Source organism: Anaerococcus nagyae, assembly GCF_040364225.1.
Lineage (GTDB): Bacteria > Bacillota > Clostridia > Tissierellales > Peptoniphilaceae > Anaerococcus > Anaerococcus nagyae.
Genome location: NZ_AP031484.1, coordinates 1668206 through 1688727, shown reverse-complemented (window position 1 = coordinate 1688727; position 20522 = coordinate 1668206). Strand labels below are relative to the sequence as shown.

Sequence of the window (20522 nt, the reverse complement as noted above, 5' to 3'; positions counted from 1 at the left end):
ATAAGGAGATAAACTTATGTTAATGCCTAAAAGAGTTAAATATCGTAGACAACACAGGGGCAGAATGAAAGGTGAAGCTCAAAAAGGTAACCAATTAGCTTATGGTGAATATGGCTTACAAGCATTAGAAGCTACTTGGATGACAGCTAACCAAATCGAGGCTGCTCGTCGTGCGATGACAAGATATATCAAAAGAGGTGGTCAAATCTGGATTAAAGTATTCCCAGATAAACCAGTATCTAAAAAACCTGCAGAAGTTAGAATGGGTTCTGGTAAAGGTGCTCCTGAATATTGGGTAGCAGTAGTAAAACCAGGCCGTGTACTATTTGAAATGAGTGGTGTTAGTGAAGAAACTGCAAGAGAAGCTATGAGACTTGCTGCACAAAAGCTTCCTATCAAAACTAAATTCATACAAAGACTTGAAGTTACAGGTACGGAGGAATAATAATGAAAGCAAAAGAAATCAGAAATTTATCAGACCATGATTTAGATAAACAATTATATGATTTACAAAGTGAGCTTTTTAATCTTCGTTTCAGACTTGCAACTGGACAATTAGAAAATCCATCAGCAATTGGAAGTGTCAAAAAAGACATCGCTAGAGTTAAAACAATACAAACTGAAAGAAAGCTTAATATAAATAGGGAGGCTTAAATTTCATGGAAAGAAACAGTAGAAGAGTAGCACGTGGTGTTGTAGTATCTGATGCGATGGATAAGACTATTACAGTTTTAGTAGAAGATAAAATTTCACACCCAGTGTATAAAAAAAGAATCAATAGAAGTAAAAAATATAAAGCTCATGATGAGAAAAATGAAGCTAAAGTAGGCGATACAGTAGTAATTATGGAAACCCGCCCTCTATCAAAAACAAAAAGATGGAGACTAGTAAGAGTTGCCCAAACTGCTGAAATTGTTTAATGGTTTAAGGAGATTATAATGATACAACAAGAAACTCGTATGAGAGTTGCAGATAACTCCGGAGCACGTGAATTACAAGTAATCAAAGTTCTAGGCGGAACTGGCATAAGATATGCAAATATAGGTGATGTTGTAACTTGTTCAGTTAAAAGTGCAACACCCGGCGGAGCGGTAAAAAAAGGTGATGTTGTAAAAGCGGTTATTGTTAGAAGCAAAAGAGGCCTAAAAAGAGTTGATGGTTCAAAAATTGCTTTTGATGAAAATGCAGCAGTAATTATTAAAGATGATAAGTCACCAGTTGGTACACGTATATTTGGACCAGTTACTAGAGAATTAAGAAGGGAAGGATTCATGAGAATTATATCCCTTGCTCCAGAAGTATTATAGGAGGATTCAATGCACGTTAAAAAAGGCGATAAAGTTCAAATTATATCTGGCCAATATAAAGGTCATGTTGGTGAAGTTATAAAAGCTTTCCCAAAAGAAAATAAAGTTATTGTAGAAGGTGCTAATATTCAAATTAAACACCAAAGAGCTATGCAAATGGGTGGCGAATCTGGAAGACTTGAACAAGAAGGTCCAATTGATGCGTCAAAAGTACTTCTATACTCAGAAGAACTTGGCAGAGGTGTTAGAACTAGCAAAGTATTTGAAGATGGCAGAAAAATCAGAGTAAGCCATAAGACAAATGAGAAGTTCGACTAGTCTAAGGAGATATTATGGCAAGCAGATTAAAAGAAAAATATGAAAACGAAGTAGTAAAAGCTCTTATTGAACAATTTAACTACGAGAATGTAATGCAAGTACCGAAGTTAGAGAAAATAGTTATAAACGTTGGTCTTGGTGAAGCGAAAGATAATGAAAAATTATTAACTTCAGCAAAGAATGAACTTGCATTAATTACAGGTCAACAACCTATAGAAGCTCGTGCTAAAAAATCAGTAGCTAACTTCAAATTAAGAGAAGGTCAACCAATCGGAGCTAAAGTAACACTAAGACGTGAAAAAATGTATGACTTCTTAGATAAGTTAATCAGTATTTCACTACCACGTGTAAGAGACTTTAGAGGTATAAACCCAAACTCATTTGATGGTCGTGGAAACTATTCATTAGGAATTAAAGAACAATTAATATTCCCGGAAATCAAATATGATGATGTAGATTTCTTACATGGTATGGATATTACAATTGTTACTACAGCTAATACAGATGAAGAAGCTAAAGCATTCTTAGAATTAATGGGAATGCCATTTAAAAAATAAAGGAGCGCTTAATGGCTAAAAAGTCAATGATAGCTAAACAAAAGAAAGCACATAAGTATTCAACTCAAGAATATAACAGATGCAAAATTTGTGGTAGACCACACGGCTACCTTAGGAAATATGGAATATGCCGTATTTGTTTTAGAGAATTAGCAAATAAGGGACAAATTCCTGGAGTAAGAAAATCTAGCTGGTAATTAGGGAGGATAAATATTATGATGACAGATCCAATTGCGGATATGCTAACAAGAATTAGAAATGCAGTTAAAGCTAATCATAAAGAAGTTAGCTTACCATCTTCTAATGAAAAAAAAGCTATTGCACAAATTCTTCTTGATGAAGGCTTCATTAACGGATTTAACGTAGAAGAAGATAACAAACAAGGAATTCTTACAATAGATTTAAAATATACTGAAAACGGTGAAAAAGTAATCTCAGGCCTTAGAAGAATTAGTAAACCAGGTCTTCGTGTTTATGTAAAAGCGAACGAAGTACCAAAAGTATTAAATGGTCTTGGGATAGCAATTATTTCAACATCAAAAGGACTTTTAACTGACCAAGCTGCAAGAAGTCAAAATGTAGGTGGCGAAGTTATTTGTTACGTATGGTAAGGAGAAATATATGTCAAGAATAGGTAAACAACCAATTGAAATCCCAAATGGAGTTTCAGTTGTAATTGACGGACAAAATATTAGAGTAGAGGGCCCAAAAGGAAATCTAACTCAAAGTTTCCCAACAACAATTGAAGTAGTAGAAGAAGATAATCAGCTACTAGTTAAAATTCCAGAAGAGTATACAAAGCAACAAAATATAGACCACGGTTTATTTAGATCACTTATTGCTAACATGGTAAAAGGTGTTACAGAAGGATTTAGCAAAACATTAGAAATTGAAGGTACAGGTTATAGAGCTCAAAAACAAGGTGATAACTTAGTAATGAATTTAGGTTTTTCACACCAAGTTACAATGCCAGATCCAGAAGGAATCAAAACTGAAGTACCAAATGATAGAACTATTGTTGTTAATGGAATTGATAAACAATTAGTAGGCTTACATGCAGCTAATATCAGAAAATGGAGAAAACCAGAACCATATAAAGGTAAGGGTATAAGATATGAAGGCGAATATGTAAGACGCAAAGTTGGTAAGACAGGTAAGTAGGAGAGATAAATGGCTAAAGATAATAAAAAACAAAGACTTCAAACTCGTAAAAAAAGAGTTAGAGCAAAAATCAGCGGTACTCCTGAAAGACCAAGACTTTCCGTATACAAATCAAATGCTAATATCTACGCACAAGTCATTGATGATGTAAATGGTGTAACATTAGCAAGTGCAAATACTTTACAAGAAGATGTAGCTAATGGTTTAGAATCTAAATCAAATATTGAAGCTGCAAGTAAAGTAGGTGAAGCTATAGCGAAAAGAGCAATTGAAGCTGGTATAAGTGAAGTTGCTTTTGATAGAAATGGTAATATTTACCATGGGAAAGTTAAAGCTCTAGCTGAAGCAGCAAGAGAAGCTGGTCTTAAGTTTTAATAGGAGGTATTAGATGAAATATTTATTAAGAAGTGAAGTAGAAAAGCTAAACCTCGAAGATAGAGTAGTATCAATCAACAGAGTTGCTAAAACTGTAAAAGGTGGACGTAACATGAGATTTGCAGCTCTTGTAGTAGTAGGAGATTCTAACGGTGTAGTTGGAATTGGAACAGGAAAAGCTACAGAAGTACCAGAAGCAATTAGAAAAGCAACAGAAGATGCTAAAAAACATATGATCAAGGTTCCAGTAGTAGGAACAACAATTCCACATAGAATAGAAGGGCATAAAGCAAGCGGACATGTACTATTAATGCCAGCAGCAGAAGGTACTGGAGTCATCGCTGGTGGACCTGTACGTGCTATATGCGAACTTGCAGGTTATAAAGATATCAGAGCTAAAAACTTAGGAAGCAACAATCCTAGAAATATTATCAATGCTTGTCTAGATGCTTTCTATAACATGAAAACTGTTGAAGATGTTGCTAAACTTCGTGGTAAATCGGTAGAAGAATTCGATTATTAAGGAGCAAATATGAGCCAATTAGAAATCAAATTAAAAAGATCTTTTATCGGTAGAAAAGATGATCAAATTGCAACAGCAAAAGCTCTAGGTCTTAAAAAGATCGGACAAAGTGTTGTAAGAGAAGATAATCCAGCAGTTAGAGGAATGATTAATAAAATTCCTTTTATGCTTGAAGTAAAAGAAATTAACTAGGAGTGTAAGATGAAATTACATGAATTACAACCTAATCAACCACTAAAGAAGAAAAAAAGAAAAGGTAGAGGTCCAGGTTCAGGAAATGGTACACGTGCTGGTCGTGGACAAGATGGACAAAACTCAAGATCTGGTGGTGGAGTAAGACCAGGTTTTGAAGGTGGTCAAATGCCTTTATATAGACGTCTTCCAAAAAGAGGCTTCCAAAATATCAATAAAAAACAATACGAAGTTATCAATGTAGAAACATTAAATATGTTTGAGGATGGAACAGAAGTAACACCAGAATTACTATTTGAAAATAAAATATTGAATAAAAACAAAGCTAAAGATGGAGTTAAGATCCTTGGTGATGGAGAACTTACAACAAAACTTAATGTAAAAGCTCACAAATTCACAGCAAGTGCTAAAGAAAAAATCGAAGCGGCTGGTGGATCAGTTGAAGAAATTGAAGTTAAAAAATGGGTAAGACCATCTGAGAAAGATACAAAAGCAGAAAACTAAGAAGGTGAGCAATGCTAGAAACAATTAAAAAAGCATCTAGAGAGCCTGAAATCAGAGAAAGATTCTGGTTTACCATGCTTATGCTTTTGGTTTATAGGTTTGGAAATAATATTCCATTACCATTTATAGATCAAGAGGCTCTCAAAAGTGCTTACTCATCTGTTGAAGGTACCTTAGTTGACTATCTAAATATGTTAACTGGTGGTGGCCTATCAACCCTATCAATCTTTGCCCTAGGCGTTCAGCCTTACATTACGTCTTCTATCGTCATGCAACTATTAACAGTAGTTATACCAAGACTAGAGGAACTTACACGTGAAGGAGAACAAGGACGTAAGCAAATCCAAAAATACACTAGATATGTAACAATAGTATTAGCGATATTCCAAGCTATAGCAGTTACTAACGGTTTATATGGAGCAGCACTTTCAAATGCAACAACATTCCAAAAAATAGCAATGAATGTAATCCTTATCGGTGGAACAATGTTTGTTACATGGATGGGTGAAACTATTACAGAAAAAGGACTTGGAAATGGTACAAGCCTTCTAATCTTTATGGGTATCATAGCATCATTTCCAAAGACACTATCCAGATGGACTTCACAAGTTCACTATGGATTAGTAGGATATTTACCAATTATAATAATGGCGATTTTAGTAATCCTTATTGTAATTGCAGTAGTATTAATATCCGAAGGTGAACGTAGAATTCCAATTCAGTATGCTAAAAGAGTCGTAGGACGTAAGATGTATGGTGGTCAATCAACCCATATACCTGTTAAAGTAAATATGGGTGGAGTTATGCCAATAGTATTTGCTTCAGCAGTGTTGGCTATACCATCTACAATTAGTTTATTCTTTGGCAATGGTGGACAAAGTGGTATAACAAATTTCTTCCAAAATACAACTGGAGGTTTTATTCTATACCTAATAATCCAATCAGCACTTATTTTAATATTTGCATATTTTTATAACCAAATTCAGTTTAATACTGTAGAATATGCAAAACAATTACAACAAAATGGTGGGTTCATTCCAGGAATTAGACCAGGAAAGCCAACAAGCGAATACTTAGCAAAAGTTGCTACCAGGATTACTTTTATAGGCTCAATAGCCTTAGCGCTTCTTACAATAATTCCAGCAATTGCTTCCAAACTTTTAGGATTGAGACTATCATTTGGTGGTTCTTCAGTAATCATAGTAGTTGGAGTTATAATTGAAACTATAAAACAACTTGAAGCAATGATGACAATGAAACAATACAAAGGATTTTTAAATAGGTAAAAGATGAATATTATATTGTTAGGCCCCCCAGGAGCAGGTAAAGGTACACTATCAAATAAAATTTTAGAAAATTTAGATGCAGTACAAATAGCCACAGGAGATTTATTTAGATATAACATCCACAATAAAACTCCTCTAGGCTTAAAAGCAAAAGAGTATATGGATCAAGGTAATCTTGTACCAGATGAATTAACCATTGATTTATTATGGGACTACTTTGATAAGCAAGAAAACACAAAAAGTTCTGATAAGATTGTTTTATTCGATGGTTTTCCAAGAAACCTAAGCCAAGCCCAAGCTTTAGATCAAGGTATGGAAGATAGGGGCCAAAAAATTGATGTAGTAATCTACTTTGATGTAGATGAAGATATATTAATTGAAAGAGTAACAGGCAGAAGAGTTTGTCCAAATTGTGGAGCTACATATCACATAATTAATCATCCACCAAAGGTAGATGGAATATGTGATAAATGTAAAACAGAACTAATTCAAAGGGCAGATGATACACTTGAAACAGTAAAAAATAGAATCGATGTTTACAATGAACAAACAGCGGTACTCATTGATTATTACACAAACAAAGGTATATTAAAGAGTATTGATGGCAGCAAAACTATCGATGAAGTTTTTGAAGAATTTAAACATAAATTAGGAGAAATAAACTAATTTATGATTAGTAGAAAAAGAGAAAATATCGAATCTCTTTGAGCAAATATGTCTTATGGATATAAGGCAAATAAATTAGTTTTATAAGACATGTTAGAAGCAAAAAAGGAGGTTCTATATATGTCAAAAAAAGATGCTATAGAAGTTACAGGAGTTGTTACAGAAGCTCTACCAAACGCAATATTTAAAGTAGAACTAGACAATGGACACGAAATCCAAGCCCATATCTCAGGCAAGCTTCGAATGAACAGCATAAGAATACTAGAAGGAGATAAAGTAACAGTAGAACTATCTCCATATGACTTAAGCCAAGGAAGAATCACTTGGAGGAAGAAGTAGTCCCATCATCATGGGTGGAAAATGCGAAGCATTTTACATTTTCGAGACGAAGTCCTAGATCGACCGGACGGGCGATCATGAGTCCGAAAAACTAAGCGAGAAGAAGAGCATCTTCTTTGAGAGGAAAATCATCATGGGTGGAAAATGCGAAGCATTTTACATTTTCGAGACGAAGTCATAGATTAACCAGACGGGTGATTATGAGTCCTAAAGACTAAGCTATAAAGCCTTGAGAGGATAATTTCATTAGGACTTAAAAATAAGTCAGATAAAGACAAGGAGAATAACATGAAAGTTAGAGCATCAGTAAAAAAAATGTGCGATAAATGCAAAATTATCAAAAGAAATGGTAAAGTTATGGTAATTTGCGAAAATCCAAAGCATAAACAAAGACAAGGTTAGGAGGGTTTAATGCCAAGATTAGCTGGTATAGATTTACCTAGAGAAAAAAGAGCAGAAATAGGCCTTACTTATATCTATGGTATCGGTCGTGCAACTGCAAACGAAATATTAAAAAATACAGGAATCAATCCTGATACAAAAATGAAAGATCTTACTGAAGAAGAATTAGGTAAAATCCGTGAACAACTAAACAACTATACAATCGAAGGTGATTTACGTCGTGAAACATCTATGAATATTAGAGCACTTCGTGAAATCAACAGCTATAGAGGTCTTAGACACAAAGCGGGACTTCCAGTAAGAGGACAAAATACAAAAAATAACGCTAGAACTAGAAAAGGAAGAAAGGGTTAAGGAGAACAATGGCTCAAAAAGGAAAAACAACATCACGTAAACGTAGAGTTAAGAAAAATGTTGAACGTGGCCAAGCTCACATTAACTCAACATTTAATAACACAATGGTAACTATTACAGATATGCAAGGTAACGCTTTATCTTGGGCATCTGCTGGACAACTTGGTTTTAGAGGTAGTAGAAAATCTACACCATTTGCTGCACAAGAAGCTGCAGAAACAGCTGCTAAAAAAGCAATTGACCAAGGACTAAAAACAGTAGAAGTATATGTAAAAGGACCAGGTTCTGGACGTGAATCTGCAATAAGAAGCTTACAAGCTGCAGGACTTGAAGTTACAATGATTAAAGATGTAACACCAATTCCACATAATGGATGCAGACCACCAAAAAGAAGAAGAGTTTAATAAGGAGAAATTATGGCAGTATCAAAAGATCCAGTTTATAAAAGAGCAAGAGCTTTAGGAATTTCTCCAGCATACCTTGGATACACAGGTGAATCTAAAAGACAACTCCCACAAAGACGTGGTAAAATGTCAGACTACGGTATGCAACAAAGAGAAAAGCAAAAAGCTAAATTTATCTATGGAGTATCTGAAAAACAATTTAGAGGATACTATGAAAAAGCAACTACAATGGAAGGACAAACAGGTGAACAACTTATAATCCTTTGCGAAAGAAGATTAGATAATATAGCATTTAGATCAGGTCTTGCAAGAACAAGAAGAGAAGCAAGACAAATAGTAACTCACGGACATTTATTAGTAAATGGTAAACAAGTAGATATCCCTTCATATCTTGTAGAAGAAGGCGATGTAGTCGAAGTACGTGAAAAATCTAAAAACAAAGAATTATTCAAAACTATCAAAGAAACAAACGCAACTTTTGGAGTAGTTGATTGGATAAATTCTGATATAGAAAACTTAAAAGTAACAATTGATAGATTCCCAACTAGAGAAGACATTGATATACCAGTAGAAGAACGTATGATCGTAGAGTTCTACTCTAAATAATAATTAAAAAAAGTTAGAACTAAGGAGTTACCATGATCGAAAAATTAGATACAAATATTGAAATATTGGATATAGACGAAGCCAGCAATTATGGCAAATTTGCCTTATATCCACTTGAACGAGGCTATGGTACAACCATTGGAAACAGTATGAGAAGGGTGTTACTTTCATCCTTACCTGGTTCTAGCGTCTCAAAAATTCTCATAGAAGGAGTCCTCCATGAATTTTCAATAATTGATGGAGTAGTAGAAGACGTTCCTGAAATCATCCTAAACTTAAAGGGTCTTGATATTAAGAAAAATAATGATGAAGATGTAACATTATTTTTAGATATTGAAGGACCAAAGATTGTAACAGCAAAAGATATAAGCAAGGATAGTTCAATTGAAATTGCAAATCCTGATCATTATATAGCAACTGTTAATGACAAGGCTAAGCTATTTATATCACTTGAAGTTACAAATGGTAAGGGATATAGAATTTCAGATCAAAACAAATCTGACTCAGATCCTATCGGAACTATCGCTATTGACTCTTCATTTACTCCGGTTGAAAAAGTAAACTACTATGTAGAAAATACTAGAGTAGGAGAAGCAACAGACTATGATAAACTTGTCATAGAAGTATGGACAAATGGAACTATCTCACCACAAGAAGCTTTATCAGAAGGTGCAAGTATTCTTATAGATGACTTCACTTACTTCAAAGATCTTCCAAATGTAGAATTTGTTGAAGAAGAAGAAATCGAAGAAGTTGAAGAAGAAACTTTCACAGAACCAAGTGATACAGAGTTAGGCAAGACGATTGAAGAAATGGATCTATCTTTACGTTCATTTAACTGTCTAAAAAGAGCTGGTTTTGATACAGTAGGTGATATAGTAGAAAAATCTGAAGCAGAACTTAAAACTATCAAAAATTTTGGTAAAAAATCATTAGAAGAAGTAAAAGATAAGATTCATGATATGGGTCTAAGTCTAAAAGATGAATAGGAGGTAAGAATGGCTAATAAAAGAAAACTTGGCAGAAGAACTGACCATAGAAATACCATGCTTAGAAACCAAGTGACTTCTTTATTCGAAAACGGTAGAATTGAAACTACTATTTCAAGAGCTAAAGAAACACAAAAGATGGCAGAAAAAATGATTAGTCTTGGCAAAGAAAATACACTTCACTCAAGAAGACAAGCAGCAGCTTACATTTATAAACCTTCAACAGTTCAAAAGCTATTTGACGAAATAGCTCCAGAATATGCTGAAAGAAACGGTGGATACACAAGAGTATTAAAACTAGGACCAAGGAGAGGAGATGGCTCAGAAAGAGCTATACTTGAATTAGTTTAATAATAATCCAGTCTGATAAGAGAGTAATATTGGGCTTAGTTATTAGTATAAAAATAAATTAATAAGTTAAAACAAGACTTCTAGCATCTTTGGCGAAACAAAGGTGCTTTTTTATTTATCTTAATTTTAAAAATAGCAATTTGACAAAGCTAATACATAGTGTTAGGATGATTGTAGGTTAAATTAAATAAATCGCAGGGGGACTTTACTATAAAAGTTGAGAAGGTAAAACCTGACCCTTAGAACCTGTTAGTTAATACTAGCGTAGGGAGCAAAAAGATGTAGTACTTGCATATTTTTGCAGGTATTTTTTATTTTATAATCCTTAACGTAGATGTATTACGATTAACATGGGTTCTCCTCTATATATAAATCAACCTTGAATAATAAAAATTAAAAAAGGAGAGCTAATAAAATGCAAAGAAATTACAAGACACAAATGCAAGCTGCTAGAATGGGGATAATAACTTCTGAAATGGAAGTCGTTGCTAAAAAAGAAAATATAGATCCAGAGACTTTAAGAGGATACATAGCTGAAGGTAAAGCCATTATTCCAGCAAATATTAAACATAAAGCAATAGATCCAGAAGGATTAGGATCAATGCTTACAACAAAGGTTAATGTTAACTTGGGTATATCAAGAGATGCAAAAGACTATGATAAGGAAATAGAGAAAGTAAATAAAACTATAGAACTTGGTGCTCATGCAATTATGGACTTATCAAGTCATGGAAACACCCAACCATTTAGACAAAAACTTGTTGAAGAAAGCAAGGTAATGCTTGGAACAGTACCAGTATATGATGCTGTAATCCATTATCAAAGAGACCTTAAAGATATAAGTGGAAGAGATTTTGTAGATGTAATAAGACTACACGCAGAAGATGGTGTGGATTTTGTAACTCTTCACTGTGGTATAAATAAAAAAACTATGGATCAAATAAAGAATGAAAAGAGAAAGATGAATATAATTTCTCGAGGCGGTTCTCTAGTATTTGCTTGGATGAGTATGACTGGAGAGGAAAATCCATTCTATGAATATTACGATGAAATCTTAGACATTTGTCGTGAATATGACGTTACTATATCCCTAGGAGACGCTTGTCGTCCAGGTTGTCTTGCAGATGCATCTGATATATCTCAAATTGATGAGCTAGTTAGACTTGGAGAACTTACACAAAGGGCTTGGGATAAGGATGTACAAGTAATGGTAGAAGGACCAGGACACATGCCTATGGATCAAATAGCAGCTAATATGAAAATACAACAAAGTTTATGTAAAGGAGCACCTTTCTACGTATTAGGGCCAATAGTTACAGATATAGCTCCAGGTTATGATCACATAACAGCAGCTATAGGGGGAGCTATAGCTGCTCAAAATGGAGCTAGCTTTCTTTGTTATGTAACTCCTGCAGAACACTTAGGCTTACCTAATGTAGAAGATACTAGAGAAGGTATTATTGCAACTAAAATTGCAGCTCATGCAGCAGATATAGCAAATAAGTTGCCAAAATCAAGAGAGCTAGATGATCAAATGGCAGATGCTAGAAGAAATCTAGATTGGGAAGCACAATTTAACATTGCCATGGACCCAGAAAAAGCACGCACAAAAAGGGATGAATACAAGCCAGAAAATGAAGATTCATGTTCTATGTGTGGTAAATTCTGCTCAATTAGGAGCATGAACAAGGCCCTAGAAGGTGAAGAAATAGATATATTATAATAAAAGTATTAGTAGAGGTAAGGCTTATTATACCTTGCCTTTTTTGTTATTTATATTAAAGATTTAGATAAATAAAAATATATACCTACCATTATGTTTTATAGACTTTGATTTAATAACTAAAAATAGTAATATTATTAATTAATACGAAAAACATAGTTAGGAGATTGAAATGAAATATAAGCTAATAATATTTGACATGGATGGTTTGATGTTTGATACTGAGAAAATGTATTATGAATCTTGTAAAAAGTTTGCTGCAGATTATGGATTTTCCTATGATATAAATAAAAGAAACCAAATGGCTGGAATGAGTGAAGCTGGTATTCATAGATTTATTGCAGATGATATAGGCAGTGAAGAAAAAACTACACAGTTTAGAAATAAACTTAAAGATTATAGAGAAGAATATTTTAAGAGTTATGAAAAAAGTATCAAAAAAGAAGGACTTGACCAACTATTAAAATTTATTAAAGGAAATAATATTAGGGCTTGTGTAGCATCATCTTCTTCTAGAGAAAAAGTTTCATTTTTATTAGAGAAGGAAAGAATTTACGAATACTTTGATTTTATTATATCCGGAGAAGAACTTAAAGAAAGTAAACCAAATCCAGAAATATTTATAAAGGCAATCGAAAAAGCTAGGGTTGAAAAAAATGAAGCACTTATATTAGAAGATTCTAATAATGGATATAAGGCTGCCAAAGCTGCTGGTATTGACTACTTTATAGTTCATGATACTTCTTTTGATAAAAATTTTGATGCTGATAGAGAGCTTGTTGATCTTTATCAAGTTATTAATTACATAAATTAATCATTAGATAATTATATTATAAATACAAAGATAATAAAGTATTATACAATATACTTTGGCATGTGATATAGGTTAATACGAGTTTATTATCTTCAATTTATCTTTCTATATGTAAAAATAGGAATAATAGTTAATAAGTATTATTTTTATATTTTATAAAAAAAACTTACTTGTTATATAAAATGAATCAATTTTATTATAGTATTGTAATTTTTGGTCAATATATTTATCTTTATTACTTATATAAAGCTTATAAAATTAGAAATTTTAAATATTGCTTTCCTTAAATTCAATTTAAATCTTATAAACGTTGAAATTCTAAGTATATACACTTTGAGAATTATTTGCCAAAGTTTAGGTAAAATGATATAGTTATTAGTAAGAAGTTTCAAAAATTAACGTGTTAAGGGATGGAAGTTATGGCAAAAACACTTGTAGATAAATTAGAAGAAACAAATTTTGCTGTGTTAAACTCAATGGATGATTGGGTTAGGATAGTGGACCCTAAAGGAAACACTATGTTTATTAATGATTCTTTAAAAGAAGCTAGGAAGAAGTCCGAAGATCTTAAGATATATCTAGATGAAAATGTCCCCCTTAACCTTGCAAGTGAGAATGAGTCTATTAGAAATACCACTGTAGTTGAGGAAAAACTTATTTCAGAAAGATACTATAGCATAAAGGCTTCTCCTATTTTTTATGAAGATAAATATAAGGGTACAGTTGAAGTTTTTCGTGATATAACTAGAGAAACTATGATGAAAATTGAGTTATTTGAAGCTAATCGAAGTATGCTTGATGATATAAGATTTGTTAGAAAAGTTCAGTCTTCTATTTTACCTAAAAGTAAGGCTTATGGAAATATTATTTTAGAAGGTATATATATACCTAGTGCTAATGTTTCTGGAGATCTTTATGACATTATAAGGCTAGATGATAGTAGATATGCATTTTATATAGCTGATGTAATGGGACATGGGGTCAAGGCATCTATAATGACTATGTTCATTAAGGTATCTATAGGCTCAATTTTTGATAAGCACCCAGAATTTACTCCTTCAGATGCCTTTCTTAAACTTCGTGAAAGATTTTTTGATTTAGATATAGATTCTTCTCAGTATTTTACAGCTTGGCTTGGAATTTTCGATTTTAAAGACAATAGCTTAATATTTTCTAATGCTGGTCATAATTGCCCACCAATGCTATATAAGAATAGTGCCTATACTTGCAAATTTCTCCATGCTAATGGTAGAATGATTTCAAATATTATAGAACCAGATGTATATAATGAAGTGACCTTAAACTTAGAAGAAGGGGACAAAATTCTTTTTTTTACTGATGGAGCAATAGAAGCTAGTAATGAAGATAAAAAAGAATTTGGTCTTGAGAAATTAAGAGAAACTTTTTGTAAATTTCAGGATATAAATAAGATATATGATAGAATAAGTGATTTTACTTGGGGAGAGCAACAAGATGATATAACCCTTGCTATGATTTCTTATAAGGAGAACGAAGATGAGGTTAAATAGATTGATTGACCATACGAATCTTAAGCCAGAGGCTACAAGCTCTGATATAAAAAAGCTTGTAGATGAAGCCATAGAAAATGATTTTTACAGTGTATGTGTAAATTCATCATTTGTAAAACTTATAAAAGACTATAATAAAGATGTAAAAATAACTGCGGTTGTTGGATTTCCATTAGGAGCTATGGCTACATCTGCTAAGGCTTATGAGACAAAATGTGCTATAGAAGATGGTGCTAATGAAATTGATATGGTTATAGAAATTGGCCGACTCAAGGAAAAAGACTATGACTATGTTATAGAAGATATAAAAGCAGTTAAAGAGGCTTGTGGAAATAATATTTTAAAAGTTATCGTGGAAACTTGTTTACTTACAGAAGAAGAAATTATAAAAGCTTGCGATCTTGCAGTAAAAGCAGGAGCTGATTTTGTAAAAACATCTACTGGTTTTTCAACAGATGGTGCAAAAGCTAAACATATAGCTACTATGCGAAAAACAGTGGGTCCTAATATAGGAGTGAAAGCTAGTGGAGGAATTCATACGGCAAGTGAAGCATTAGAAATGGTAGAAGCAGGAGCTAGTAGAATTGGAGCAAGCAAGTCTATAGAAATTTGTGCAGAGGATAAATAATGGCAAATGAAGTAATGATGCAATCTTTCGAGTGGGACACTCCAGCAGATGGCAGTTTTTATAAAAATCTAAGAAAAAATGCAAAAAAACTTAAAGAAAATGGCATAGATGCACTATGGATGCCACCAATGACCAAGGGTGGATCCGATATGGATGTAGGTTATGGTGCCTATGACCTTTGGGATTTGGGAGAATTTGACCAAAAAGGAACAATAAGAACCAAATATGGTACTAAAGAAGAGCTACTAGAGGCGATAAACTCTCTTCATGAAGCAGGAATAAAATGCTATGCTGATGTAGTTTTAAACCATAAGGGAAATGGAGATGCAAAAGAAAAGTTTAAGGCAGTAATGGTTGATCAAAATAACCGTACTCAAGATGTTGGAGAAGAAACTGATATAGAAGCTTGGACTCATTTCACTTTTCCAGGTCGTAAGGGAAAATATTCCGGAATGCAATGGCACTGGTATCACTTTACCGGTGTAGACTATGATGATTTATCAGAAACTTCTGCTATCTATAGGATAGTTGGAGATGGGAAATATTGGGATATCGATGTTTCCAATGAAAAAGGAAACTTTGATTACCTTATGAATAACGATATAGACCATACTCACCCAGAAGTACGTGATGAAATATTTAAATGGACTGACTGGTTTATAAAAGAGACTGATGTAGATGGCTTCCGTTACGATGCTTTAAAACATATATCAGAAGACTTTATCAAAGATTTATCAGGTCATATCATAGATGAAAATGGGATAGAAAACTTTTATCTATTTGGAGAATTTTGGCAATATTCTAAGGATACTATTAGTGCATATTTAGAATCTACAAATTATCAAATAGATCTATTTGATGTGCCGCTTCACTTTCACTTTGAAGAAGCTAGTAAGTCCATGGGTAATTACGATATGAGAAAGATTTTTGATAATACTATTGTAAAAGACTTTCCAGAACAAGCGGTTACTTTTGTAGATAATCACGATAGCCAACCAGGTCAAGGACTTGATTCTTGGGTAGATGGATGGTTTAAGGAAATAGCCTATGCCTTAATTTTATTTAGAAAAGATGGCTACCCATGTATATTTGCAGGTGATTATTATGGACTTTGTGGACCAACAAAAACAGATTCATTAGAAGGTATGATTAATAATATGATAAAAGTTCGTAAGAACTATAATTATGGAGATCAAGATGATTACTTCGATGATCCAGCAGTTATAGGTTGGGTTAGACGCGGAGATGAGGAACACAAGCCACTAGCAGTACTAATTTCAATCAAAGATAATGCAGAAAAACAAATGCACGTTGGAGAAAGTGAAGCAGGTGCTACTTATGTAGATCTATCAGGTAAAAATGAAGAAGTAGTTATAGATGATGATGGAAATGGATTATTTACAGTAGGCGGCGGGAAAGTAACTTATTGGACAAATAAAGAAACATTATGAAATATTATGCAGTAAAAAAAGGTAGGAATCCTGGGATATATACATCCTGGGATTCTTGTTTAGAAGAAGTAAAAGGCTATAGTGGAGCAATCTATAAGTCATTTAAAAGTTTAGAAGATGCTAATACTTTTATGGATGATAGCAAAAAAGAGTTAGAATTAACAGAAAATTCTGTAATAGCTTATGTAGACGGTTCTTACAATCAAAAACTAAAAGTTTATGGATCAGGAGTAGTATATATTACAGAAGGAAAAGAAAAAGAATTAATGAGGTCTTACGATGATTCTTATCATACTCATAGAAATGTAGCAGGAGAAGTTAAGGCAAGTGAACTTGCCATAAGTGAAGCTATCAAAGATAAGAAAGATCAAATAGTAATCTACCACGACTACCAAGGCATAGCAAGTTGGGCAGATGGGCACTGGAAGACTAATAATGATCTTACCAAATCCTATAAGAGATTTATATATGAAGCAAGAAAAAGAATAAAAATAAATTTTGTAAAAGTAAAAGGTCATTCTAACGATAAGTACAATGATAAAGCAGATTTACTTGCAAAGAAAGCTTGTGGTATAGAAATATAAAAGAGGCTGTTGCAAATAATAGATATTTATTTTGCGACAGCTCTTTTTAAAGTTATTATTTTGTTATTGAATCTATATAGAATGTTGTGTAATTTAATTATTATTTTAGTGTGTTATATCTACTCGCGTTCTCGGGATCGTGGAGATTACTGTAATCATAATCACCATACCACCGAGAGAGTATACATAAGTTATAAAATAATATTTAATAAAAATATATGAAAATCATAACTAAGCAAGCACCATAAATATCAAGTGAGCTGAAAAGCCAGCAACGATACCACCAATTGTATGTGACAAAATGGCTTTACCAGTAAGATCTTTTGATCCAATAGCATCCATCATTGCAACATGGGTGGATAAATATCCTGACCAGCACATGCAAATTGCTGTGAACACTGCTAAGTCATTGGCGCTTGCAAGATTAGAAGTTACAAGTCCTTTAGCAACGCCCATAGCTGCCCCCGCAGATCCTAGGGCTGTTATTGGAACTGCTATTGATTCACTATGAGTAAATCCAAATAAAGGATTTAATATAAAAGAAAGCTTATTTCCTATCCATGGTAGAACAGGAATACCTTCATTAATGGCACCTGTATAAATCCCATCAGGATTTGCTGTATTTGTTAGAAGCATTATGATAGTGCATATACTTATAACACCTGGAATTATTGATACTCCCATGTTTACACCAGACTTGCCACCATCGAGTAAAGCTTCTATAAATCTTACTCCAACAGAGCCATTTCGAATAGTTCTAGAATCTTTAGGCAAATCTTTAAGTGACTCTACATTTACCATTTCTTCTGTTCCATATTCTTTTTTAGTAAAAGATTGCATCATTCTAACGCTTACAATAGAACCTATGAAAGCTCCAAGATTTCCTATAAGAGCAGCTTTGCCAGCTTTTTCTAGTGGTAAGGCACCTAGGCTAGTAGTAACTATTAGTCCCATGCCAAATGATGTCCCTAGATTAGTCAAAGATGGTAGTTGAAACTTTTTAAATAGTGATTTAAAGTTTTCCTCATCTGCCAGAGTTAATATTGATGGGTTATCTGACAAATAACAATTTAATATACCTAGAGAAGATGCTCCTGGAAGATTATAGATAGGCTTCATTATTTTTGAAAGCAGGACATCTATTAAGGCAATAAATCCAAACTCAGCAAATAAAGCTGATAGAGCTCCTGTTAATACACATATTGCCATAAGATAAAGACAAGTGTTTATAAGTAAATCAAAGGCTTGACTCATAATTGTTGAAAGCATATTAGTAAGGCCCATTGTTTTTGCGATAGGGATAAAAAATCCGAAAAATAGGACTATGAATATAAAATTTTCCTTGCTAATATTTTTTATGTATTTTCTCTGATTATTCATTATAACCTCTTTTCTAATATGTATAATTATAATAGATTAACAAAATATTGTCTATTAATACTTGTAAAATATAGAGATATTAGTAAAATTTATTATAGAAATGGAAATGAAGTTCTTCCATGAAATTATTCAAAACCGCTAAAAGCTGATGACTTCTGCGAGTGCAGATAGTATCAGCTTTTTTTTAATATGAGGAGATTTTATGTTAACAGATATAGCTATTATTTTTATTTTTGGTATTATTTTTGCAAGATTTTCAGAAAAAATAGGGCTTGCACCTATTATCGGCATGCTCATTGCGGGGATATTAATAAGTCCTAATCAATTTGGGCTTGTTAGTGAAAATATTGTAAATTTAAGTGCTGATTTAAGGCAAATTGCCTTGGTAACTATATTGACTCGTGCGGGACTTTCTTTAAACTTTGATAAACTAAAAAAAGTTGGACGTCCAGCTATTTTTTTAAGCTTTTTGCCAGCTACTTTTGAGATGCTAGGATTAATTATTTTTGGCAAGATGATATTTAAGATAGACACTATAGACGCAGGTATACTTGCAGCAGTTTTAGCAGCAGTAAGCCCAGCTATAGTTGTGCCACGAATGATAAAACTTATGGATGAGGGGTATGGAAGAGATAAAAGTATTCCTGAGATGATTTTAGCTGGAGCTAGTGTAGATGATGTATTTGTAATAGTATTTTTCTCCTCTTTTTTAGCTCTAAAAACTGGAGGTGAATTATCAGCTATGAGCTTTATAAATATTCCTATTTCTATATTTACAGGAATTTTATTTGGGATTATAGTTGGAAAAATTTTAGCTATTTTATTTAATAAAATTTATATTAATTCTATTTATAAGGCAATGATTTTTATAAGTACTTCATTTTTGATGATGAAATTTCAAAATTTAATAGAAAACTATATAGCTATGGCAGCCTTAATAGCAATTATGGTCAGTGGGATGACTATTAATAGGAAAGATGAAACTTTAACAAAAGAACTTTTAAGTTCATATGACAGACTATGGAAAGTATTTGAGCTATTTTTATTTGTACTAGTAGGAATATCTGTAGACATGTCATATGTAAAAGAAGCTGGAATACTAGCCGTATTATTAATTTTAATAGGTTTGATATTTAGGATGATTGGAGTAAATGTTTCCCTTTTAGGAACAAATCTAAATAAAGATGAAAGATTATTTACATCATTCGCCTATTTACCAAAAGCCACAGTCCAGGCAGCCATAGGACCTGTAGCTTTATCCATGGGTCTTTCTAGTGGAAATTTAATCTTGTCAGTATCAGTAATAGCAATACTAATTACAGCACCTATAGGTGCAATACTAACAGATAAGACTTATAAGAAGCTACTTAAAAAGGGAACTTTTGAAAAACGATAAATGATTATCGTTTTTCAAAAGCACCTCATTTTACTTATAAGATTCTTCTACTCTAGCAACTTCATTGGCGAGTTTTAGATAATATTGTTGGGCTACTTCTAGTTCAAAGAGGCTTGAATTATCAAAGTATGCTTGCATTTCATCTACTAATCCTTTAAGTTTAGGATCTTCTCCATGTTCTTCTTTTAATTCGCTTGCTCTGGCTAATAACCCATTAATGCTGTGAATAAGGCCCATGGTTTTTGCTTCTTTATCATTTTCAGTAAGTAGTTCACGCAAGGTCCATTTAACATTATTTTCCGTCTCTCCTGCCTTATGTTGTATAGCAAGACCATTTTCTCTCATTAGATCTAAGAATTCAAATAATTGATCGCGATCAAATCCTGCAAAAAGTATGAATGGAAAATCTAAACTTGCATCAAATTCTAAATCTTTATCATTTTTTTTATAGCCATCGAAACCTAAAAGATAGCCAATGTTTTGATCAATATCATCTTTTTCAACACGAATAATTTCAATGTCTTTGCTATCAGCAAGCTCCTTAAATTTTTCTATGTCGTAATCTTTTTTAATATTATATAATAAAACTTTTGTCATAATTTCCTCACTTTACTAAAACAACTATACTTTATAAGCAAATGATAAACAAATAATAAATCTGGGTATAAGTATCATAAATACTA

General features: G+C 32.8%; 31 protein-coding genes and 2 riboswitches. Of the genes, 29 read left to right on the top strand and 2 right to left on the bottom strand.

Translation table 11 applies throughout. The features are described from left to right. The first annotated feature begins 16 nt into the window (after positions 1-16). The 28 genes from rplP (at position 17) to ABXG81_RS08145 (ending at position 17063) form a co-directional block, all read left to right on the top strand. Positions 17-445: a 50S ribosomal protein L16 gene (gene rplP / locus ABXG81_RS08280; RefSeq protein ID WP_117520253.1), complete on the top strand. Its 429-nt coding sequence runs from the start codon at positions 17-19 to the stop codon at positions 443-445. Positions 446-447: 2 nt separating this feature from the next. Next, positions 448-654, top strand: coding sequence for a 50S ribosomal protein L29 (gene rpmC / locus ABXG81_RS08275; protein ID WP_117520251.1), 207 nt, complete (start codon positions 448-450; stop codon positions 652-654). A gap of 5 nt (positions 655-659) precedes the next feature. Next, positions 660-920: a 30S ribosomal protein S17 gene (gene rpsQ, locus ABXG81_RS08270; RefSeq protein WP_117520249.1), complete on the top strand. Its 261-nt coding sequence runs from the start codon at positions 660-662 to the stop codon at positions 918-920. An 18-nt stretch (positions 921-938) separates the two neighbouring features. Beyond that, the gene (rplN, locus tag ABXG81_RS08265) at positions 939-1307 is read left to right on the top strand and encodes a 50S ribosomal protein L14 (protein ID WP_117520247.1); all 369 of its coding nucleotides are present in this window, start codon (positions 939-941) and stop codon (positions 1305-1307) included. A gap of 9 nt (positions 1308-1316) precedes the next feature. After that, entirely contained in the window at positions 1317-1625 is a 309-nt protein-coding gene (gene rplX / locus ABXG81_RS08260; protein ID WP_117520245.1) for a 50S ribosomal protein L24, read from the top strand. 14 nt (positions 1626-1639) lie between these two features. Continuing rightward, the gene (gene rplE, locus ABXG81_RS08255; RefSeq protein WP_117520243.1) at positions 1640-2182 is read left to right on the top strand and encodes a 50S ribosomal protein L5; all 543 of its coding nucleotides are present in this window, start codon (positions 1640-1642) and stop codon (positions 2180-2182) included. Between the two features lie 11 nt (positions 2183-2193). Beyond that, entirely contained in the window at positions 2194-2379 is a 186-nt protein-coding gene (locus ABXG81_RS08250; protein ID WP_117520241.1) for a type Z 30S ribosomal protein S14, read from the top strand. Positions 2380-2397: 18 nt separating this feature from the next. Beyond that, positions 2398-2793 carry a 30S ribosomal protein S8 gene (gene rpsH, locus ABXG81_RS08245; RefSeq protein ID WP_117520239.1) on the top strand — a complete coding sequence of 132 codons (396 nt, stop codon included), beginning with the start codon at positions 2398-2400 and terminating at the stop codon, positions 2791-2793. 10 nt (positions 2794-2803) lie between these two features. Beyond that, positions 2804-3343, top strand: coding sequence for a 50S ribosomal protein L6 (gene rplF / locus ABXG81_RS08240; protein WP_117520237.1), 540 nt, complete (start codon positions 2804-2806; stop codon positions 3341-3343). Between the two features lie 9 nt (positions 3344-3352). Continuing rightward, positions 3353-3718: a 50S ribosomal protein L18 gene (gene rplR, locus ABXG81_RS08235; protein WP_117520235.1), complete on the top strand. Its 366-nt coding sequence runs from the start codon at positions 3353-3355 to the stop codon at positions 3716-3718. 13 nt (positions 3719-3731) lie between these two features. After that, positions 3732-4241 (top strand): 30S ribosomal protein S5, encoded by a 510-nt coding sequence (gene rpsE / locus ABXG81_RS08230; protein ID WP_117520233.1) that lies wholly within the window; start codon positions 3732-3734, stop codon positions 4239-4241. 9 nt (positions 4242-4250) lie between these two features. After that, complete coding sequence (gene rpmD / locus ABXG81_RS08225; RefSeq protein WP_117520231.1) at positions 4251-4433, top strand: 50S ribosomal protein L30; 183 nt, start codon at positions 4251-4253, stop codon at positions 4431-4433. 9 nt (positions 4434-4442) lie between these two features. Beyond that, entirely contained in the window at positions 4443-4937 is a 495-nt protein-coding gene (gene rplO, locus ABXG81_RS08220) for a 50S ribosomal protein L15 (RefSeq protein WP_117520229.1), read from the top strand. A gap of 11 nt (positions 4938-4948) precedes the next feature. Further along, positions 4949-6223, top strand: a complete 1275-nt coding sequence (secY, locus tag ABXG81_RS08215) for a preprotein translocase subunit SecY (protein WP_117520227.1) — start codon at positions 4949-4951, stop codon at positions 6221-6223. Between the two features lie 3 nt (positions 6224-6226). Continuing rightward, on the top strand, positions 6227-6889 hold the full coding sequence (locus ABXG81_RS08210; RefSeq protein ID WP_117520225.1) for an adenylate kinase: 663 nt from the start codon (positions 6227-6229) through the stop codon (positions 6887-6889). A 120-nt stretch (positions 6890-7009) separates the two neighbouring features. Beyond that, positions 7010-7228, top strand: a complete 219-nt coding sequence (gene infA / locus ABXG81_RS08205; protein ID WP_004834664.1) for a translation initiation factor IF-1 — start codon at positions 7010-7012, stop codon at positions 7226-7228. 288 nt (positions 7229-7516) lie between these two features. Beyond that, positions 7517-7630, top strand: coding sequence for a 50S ribosomal protein L36 (rpmJ, locus tag ABXG81_RS08200; RefSeq protein WP_004818043.1), 114 nt, complete (start codon positions 7517-7519; stop codon positions 7628-7630). 9 nt (positions 7631-7639) lie between these two features. Continuing rightward, a complete protein-coding gene (gene rpsM / locus ABXG81_RS08195) occupies positions 7640-7984 on the top strand; it encodes a 30S ribosomal protein S13 (RefSeq protein ID WP_117520223.1) in 345 nt (114 codons plus the stop codon). An 8-nt stretch (positions 7985-7992) separates the two neighbouring features. Beyond that, positions 7993-8388 carry a 30S ribosomal protein S11 gene (gene rpsK / locus ABXG81_RS08190; protein WP_117520221.1) on the top strand — a complete coding sequence of 132 codons (396 nt, stop codon included), beginning with the start codon at positions 7993-7995 and terminating at the stop codon, positions 8386-8388. Positions 8389-8400: 12 nt separating this feature from the next. After that, a complete protein-coding gene (gene rpsD, locus ABXG81_RS08185) occupies positions 8401-8994 on the top strand; it encodes a 30S ribosomal protein S4 (RefSeq protein ID WP_117520219.1) in 594 nt (197 codons plus the stop codon). A 32-nt stretch (positions 8995-9026) separates the two neighbouring features. Beyond that, complete coding sequence (locus ABXG81_RS08180; RefSeq protein ID WP_117520217.1) at positions 9027-9983, top strand: DNA-directed RNA polymerase subunit alpha; 957 nt, start codon at positions 9027-9029, stop codon at positions 9981-9983. Positions 9984-9992: 9 nt separating this feature from the next. Next, positions 9993-10334: a 50S ribosomal protein L17 gene (rplQ, locus tag ABXG81_RS08175; RefSeq protein WP_117520214.1), complete on the top strand. Its 342-nt coding sequence runs from the start codon at positions 9993-9995 to the stop codon at positions 10332-10334. A 186-nt stretch (positions 10335-10520) separates the two neighbouring features. Continuing rightward, positions 10521-10622, top strand: a riboswitch (TPP riboswitch). 127 nt (positions 10623-10749) lie between these two features. After that, positions 10750-12057 carry a phosphomethylpyrimidine synthase ThiC gene (gene thiC / locus ABXG81_RS08170; protein WP_117520212.1) on the top strand — a complete coding sequence of 436 codons (1308 nt, stop codon included), beginning with the start codon at positions 10750-10752 and terminating at the stop codon, positions 12055-12057. 172 nt (positions 12058-12229) lie between these two features. Next, positions 12230-12871: an HAD family phosphatase gene (locus tag ABXG81_RS08165; protein ID WP_353528760.1), complete on the top strand. Its 642-nt coding sequence runs from the start codon at positions 12230-12232 to the stop codon at positions 12869-12871. 419 nt (positions 12872-13290) lie between these two features. Then, positions 13291-14400, top strand: coding sequence for a SpoIIE family protein phosphatase (locus ABXG81_RS08160; protein ID WP_288223104.1), 1110 nt, complete (start codon positions 13291-13293; stop codon positions 14398-14400). Continuing rightward, on the top strand, positions 14387-15028 hold the full coding sequence (gene deoC / locus ABXG81_RS08155; protein WP_209813367.1) for a deoxyribose-phosphate aldolase: 642 nt from the start codon (positions 14387-14389) through the stop codon (positions 15026-15028). The genes ABXG81_RS08160 and deoC overlap by 14 nt, the downstream gene beginning before the upstream one ends. After that, positions 15028-16479: an alpha-amylase gene (locus ABXG81_RS08150; protein ID WP_209813366.1), complete on the top strand. Its 1452-nt coding sequence runs from the start codon at positions 15028-15030 to the stop codon at positions 16477-16479. Before deoC ends, ABXG81_RS08150 begins: the two co-directional genes overlap by 1 nt. Beyond that, positions 16476-17063: a ribonuclease H family protein gene (locus ABXG81_RS08145; RefSeq protein ID WP_209813365.1), complete on the top strand. Its 588-nt coding sequence runs from the start codon at positions 16476-16478 to the stop codon at positions 17061-17063. Before ABXG81_RS08150 ends, ABXG81_RS08145 begins: the two co-directional genes overlap by 4 nt. Positions 17064-17294: 231 nt before the next feature. Here ABXG81_RS08145 and ABXG81_RS08140 read toward each other — a convergent pair whose 3' ends face one another. Further along, positions 17295-18443: a hypothetical protein gene (locus ABXG81_RS08140; protein WP_316115850.1), complete on the bottom strand. Its 1149-nt coding sequence runs from the start codon at positions 18441-18443 to the stop codon at positions 17295-17297. A 93-nt stretch (positions 18444-18536) separates the two neighbouring features. Next, positions 18537-18608, top strand: a riboswitch (Fluoride riboswitch). A 37-nt stretch (positions 18609-18645) separates the two neighbouring features. Between ABXG81_RS08140 and ABXG81_RS08135 the strand changes: the two genes are divergently transcribed. Further along, a complete protein-coding gene (locus ABXG81_RS08135; protein WP_353528759.1) occupies positions 18646-19839 on the top strand; it encodes a cation:proton antiporter in 1194 nt (397 codons plus the stop codon). 30 nt (positions 19840-19869) lie between these two features. Here ABXG81_RS08135 and ABXG81_RS08130 read toward each other — a convergent pair whose 3' ends face one another. Further along, positions 19870-20436 carry a DUF3783 domain-containing protein gene (locus tag ABXG81_RS08130; protein ID WP_353528758.1) on the bottom strand — a complete coding sequence of 189 codons (567 nt, stop codon included), beginning with the start codon at positions 20434-20436 and terminating at the stop codon, positions 19870-19872. Positions 20437-20522: the final 86 nt, after the last annotated feature.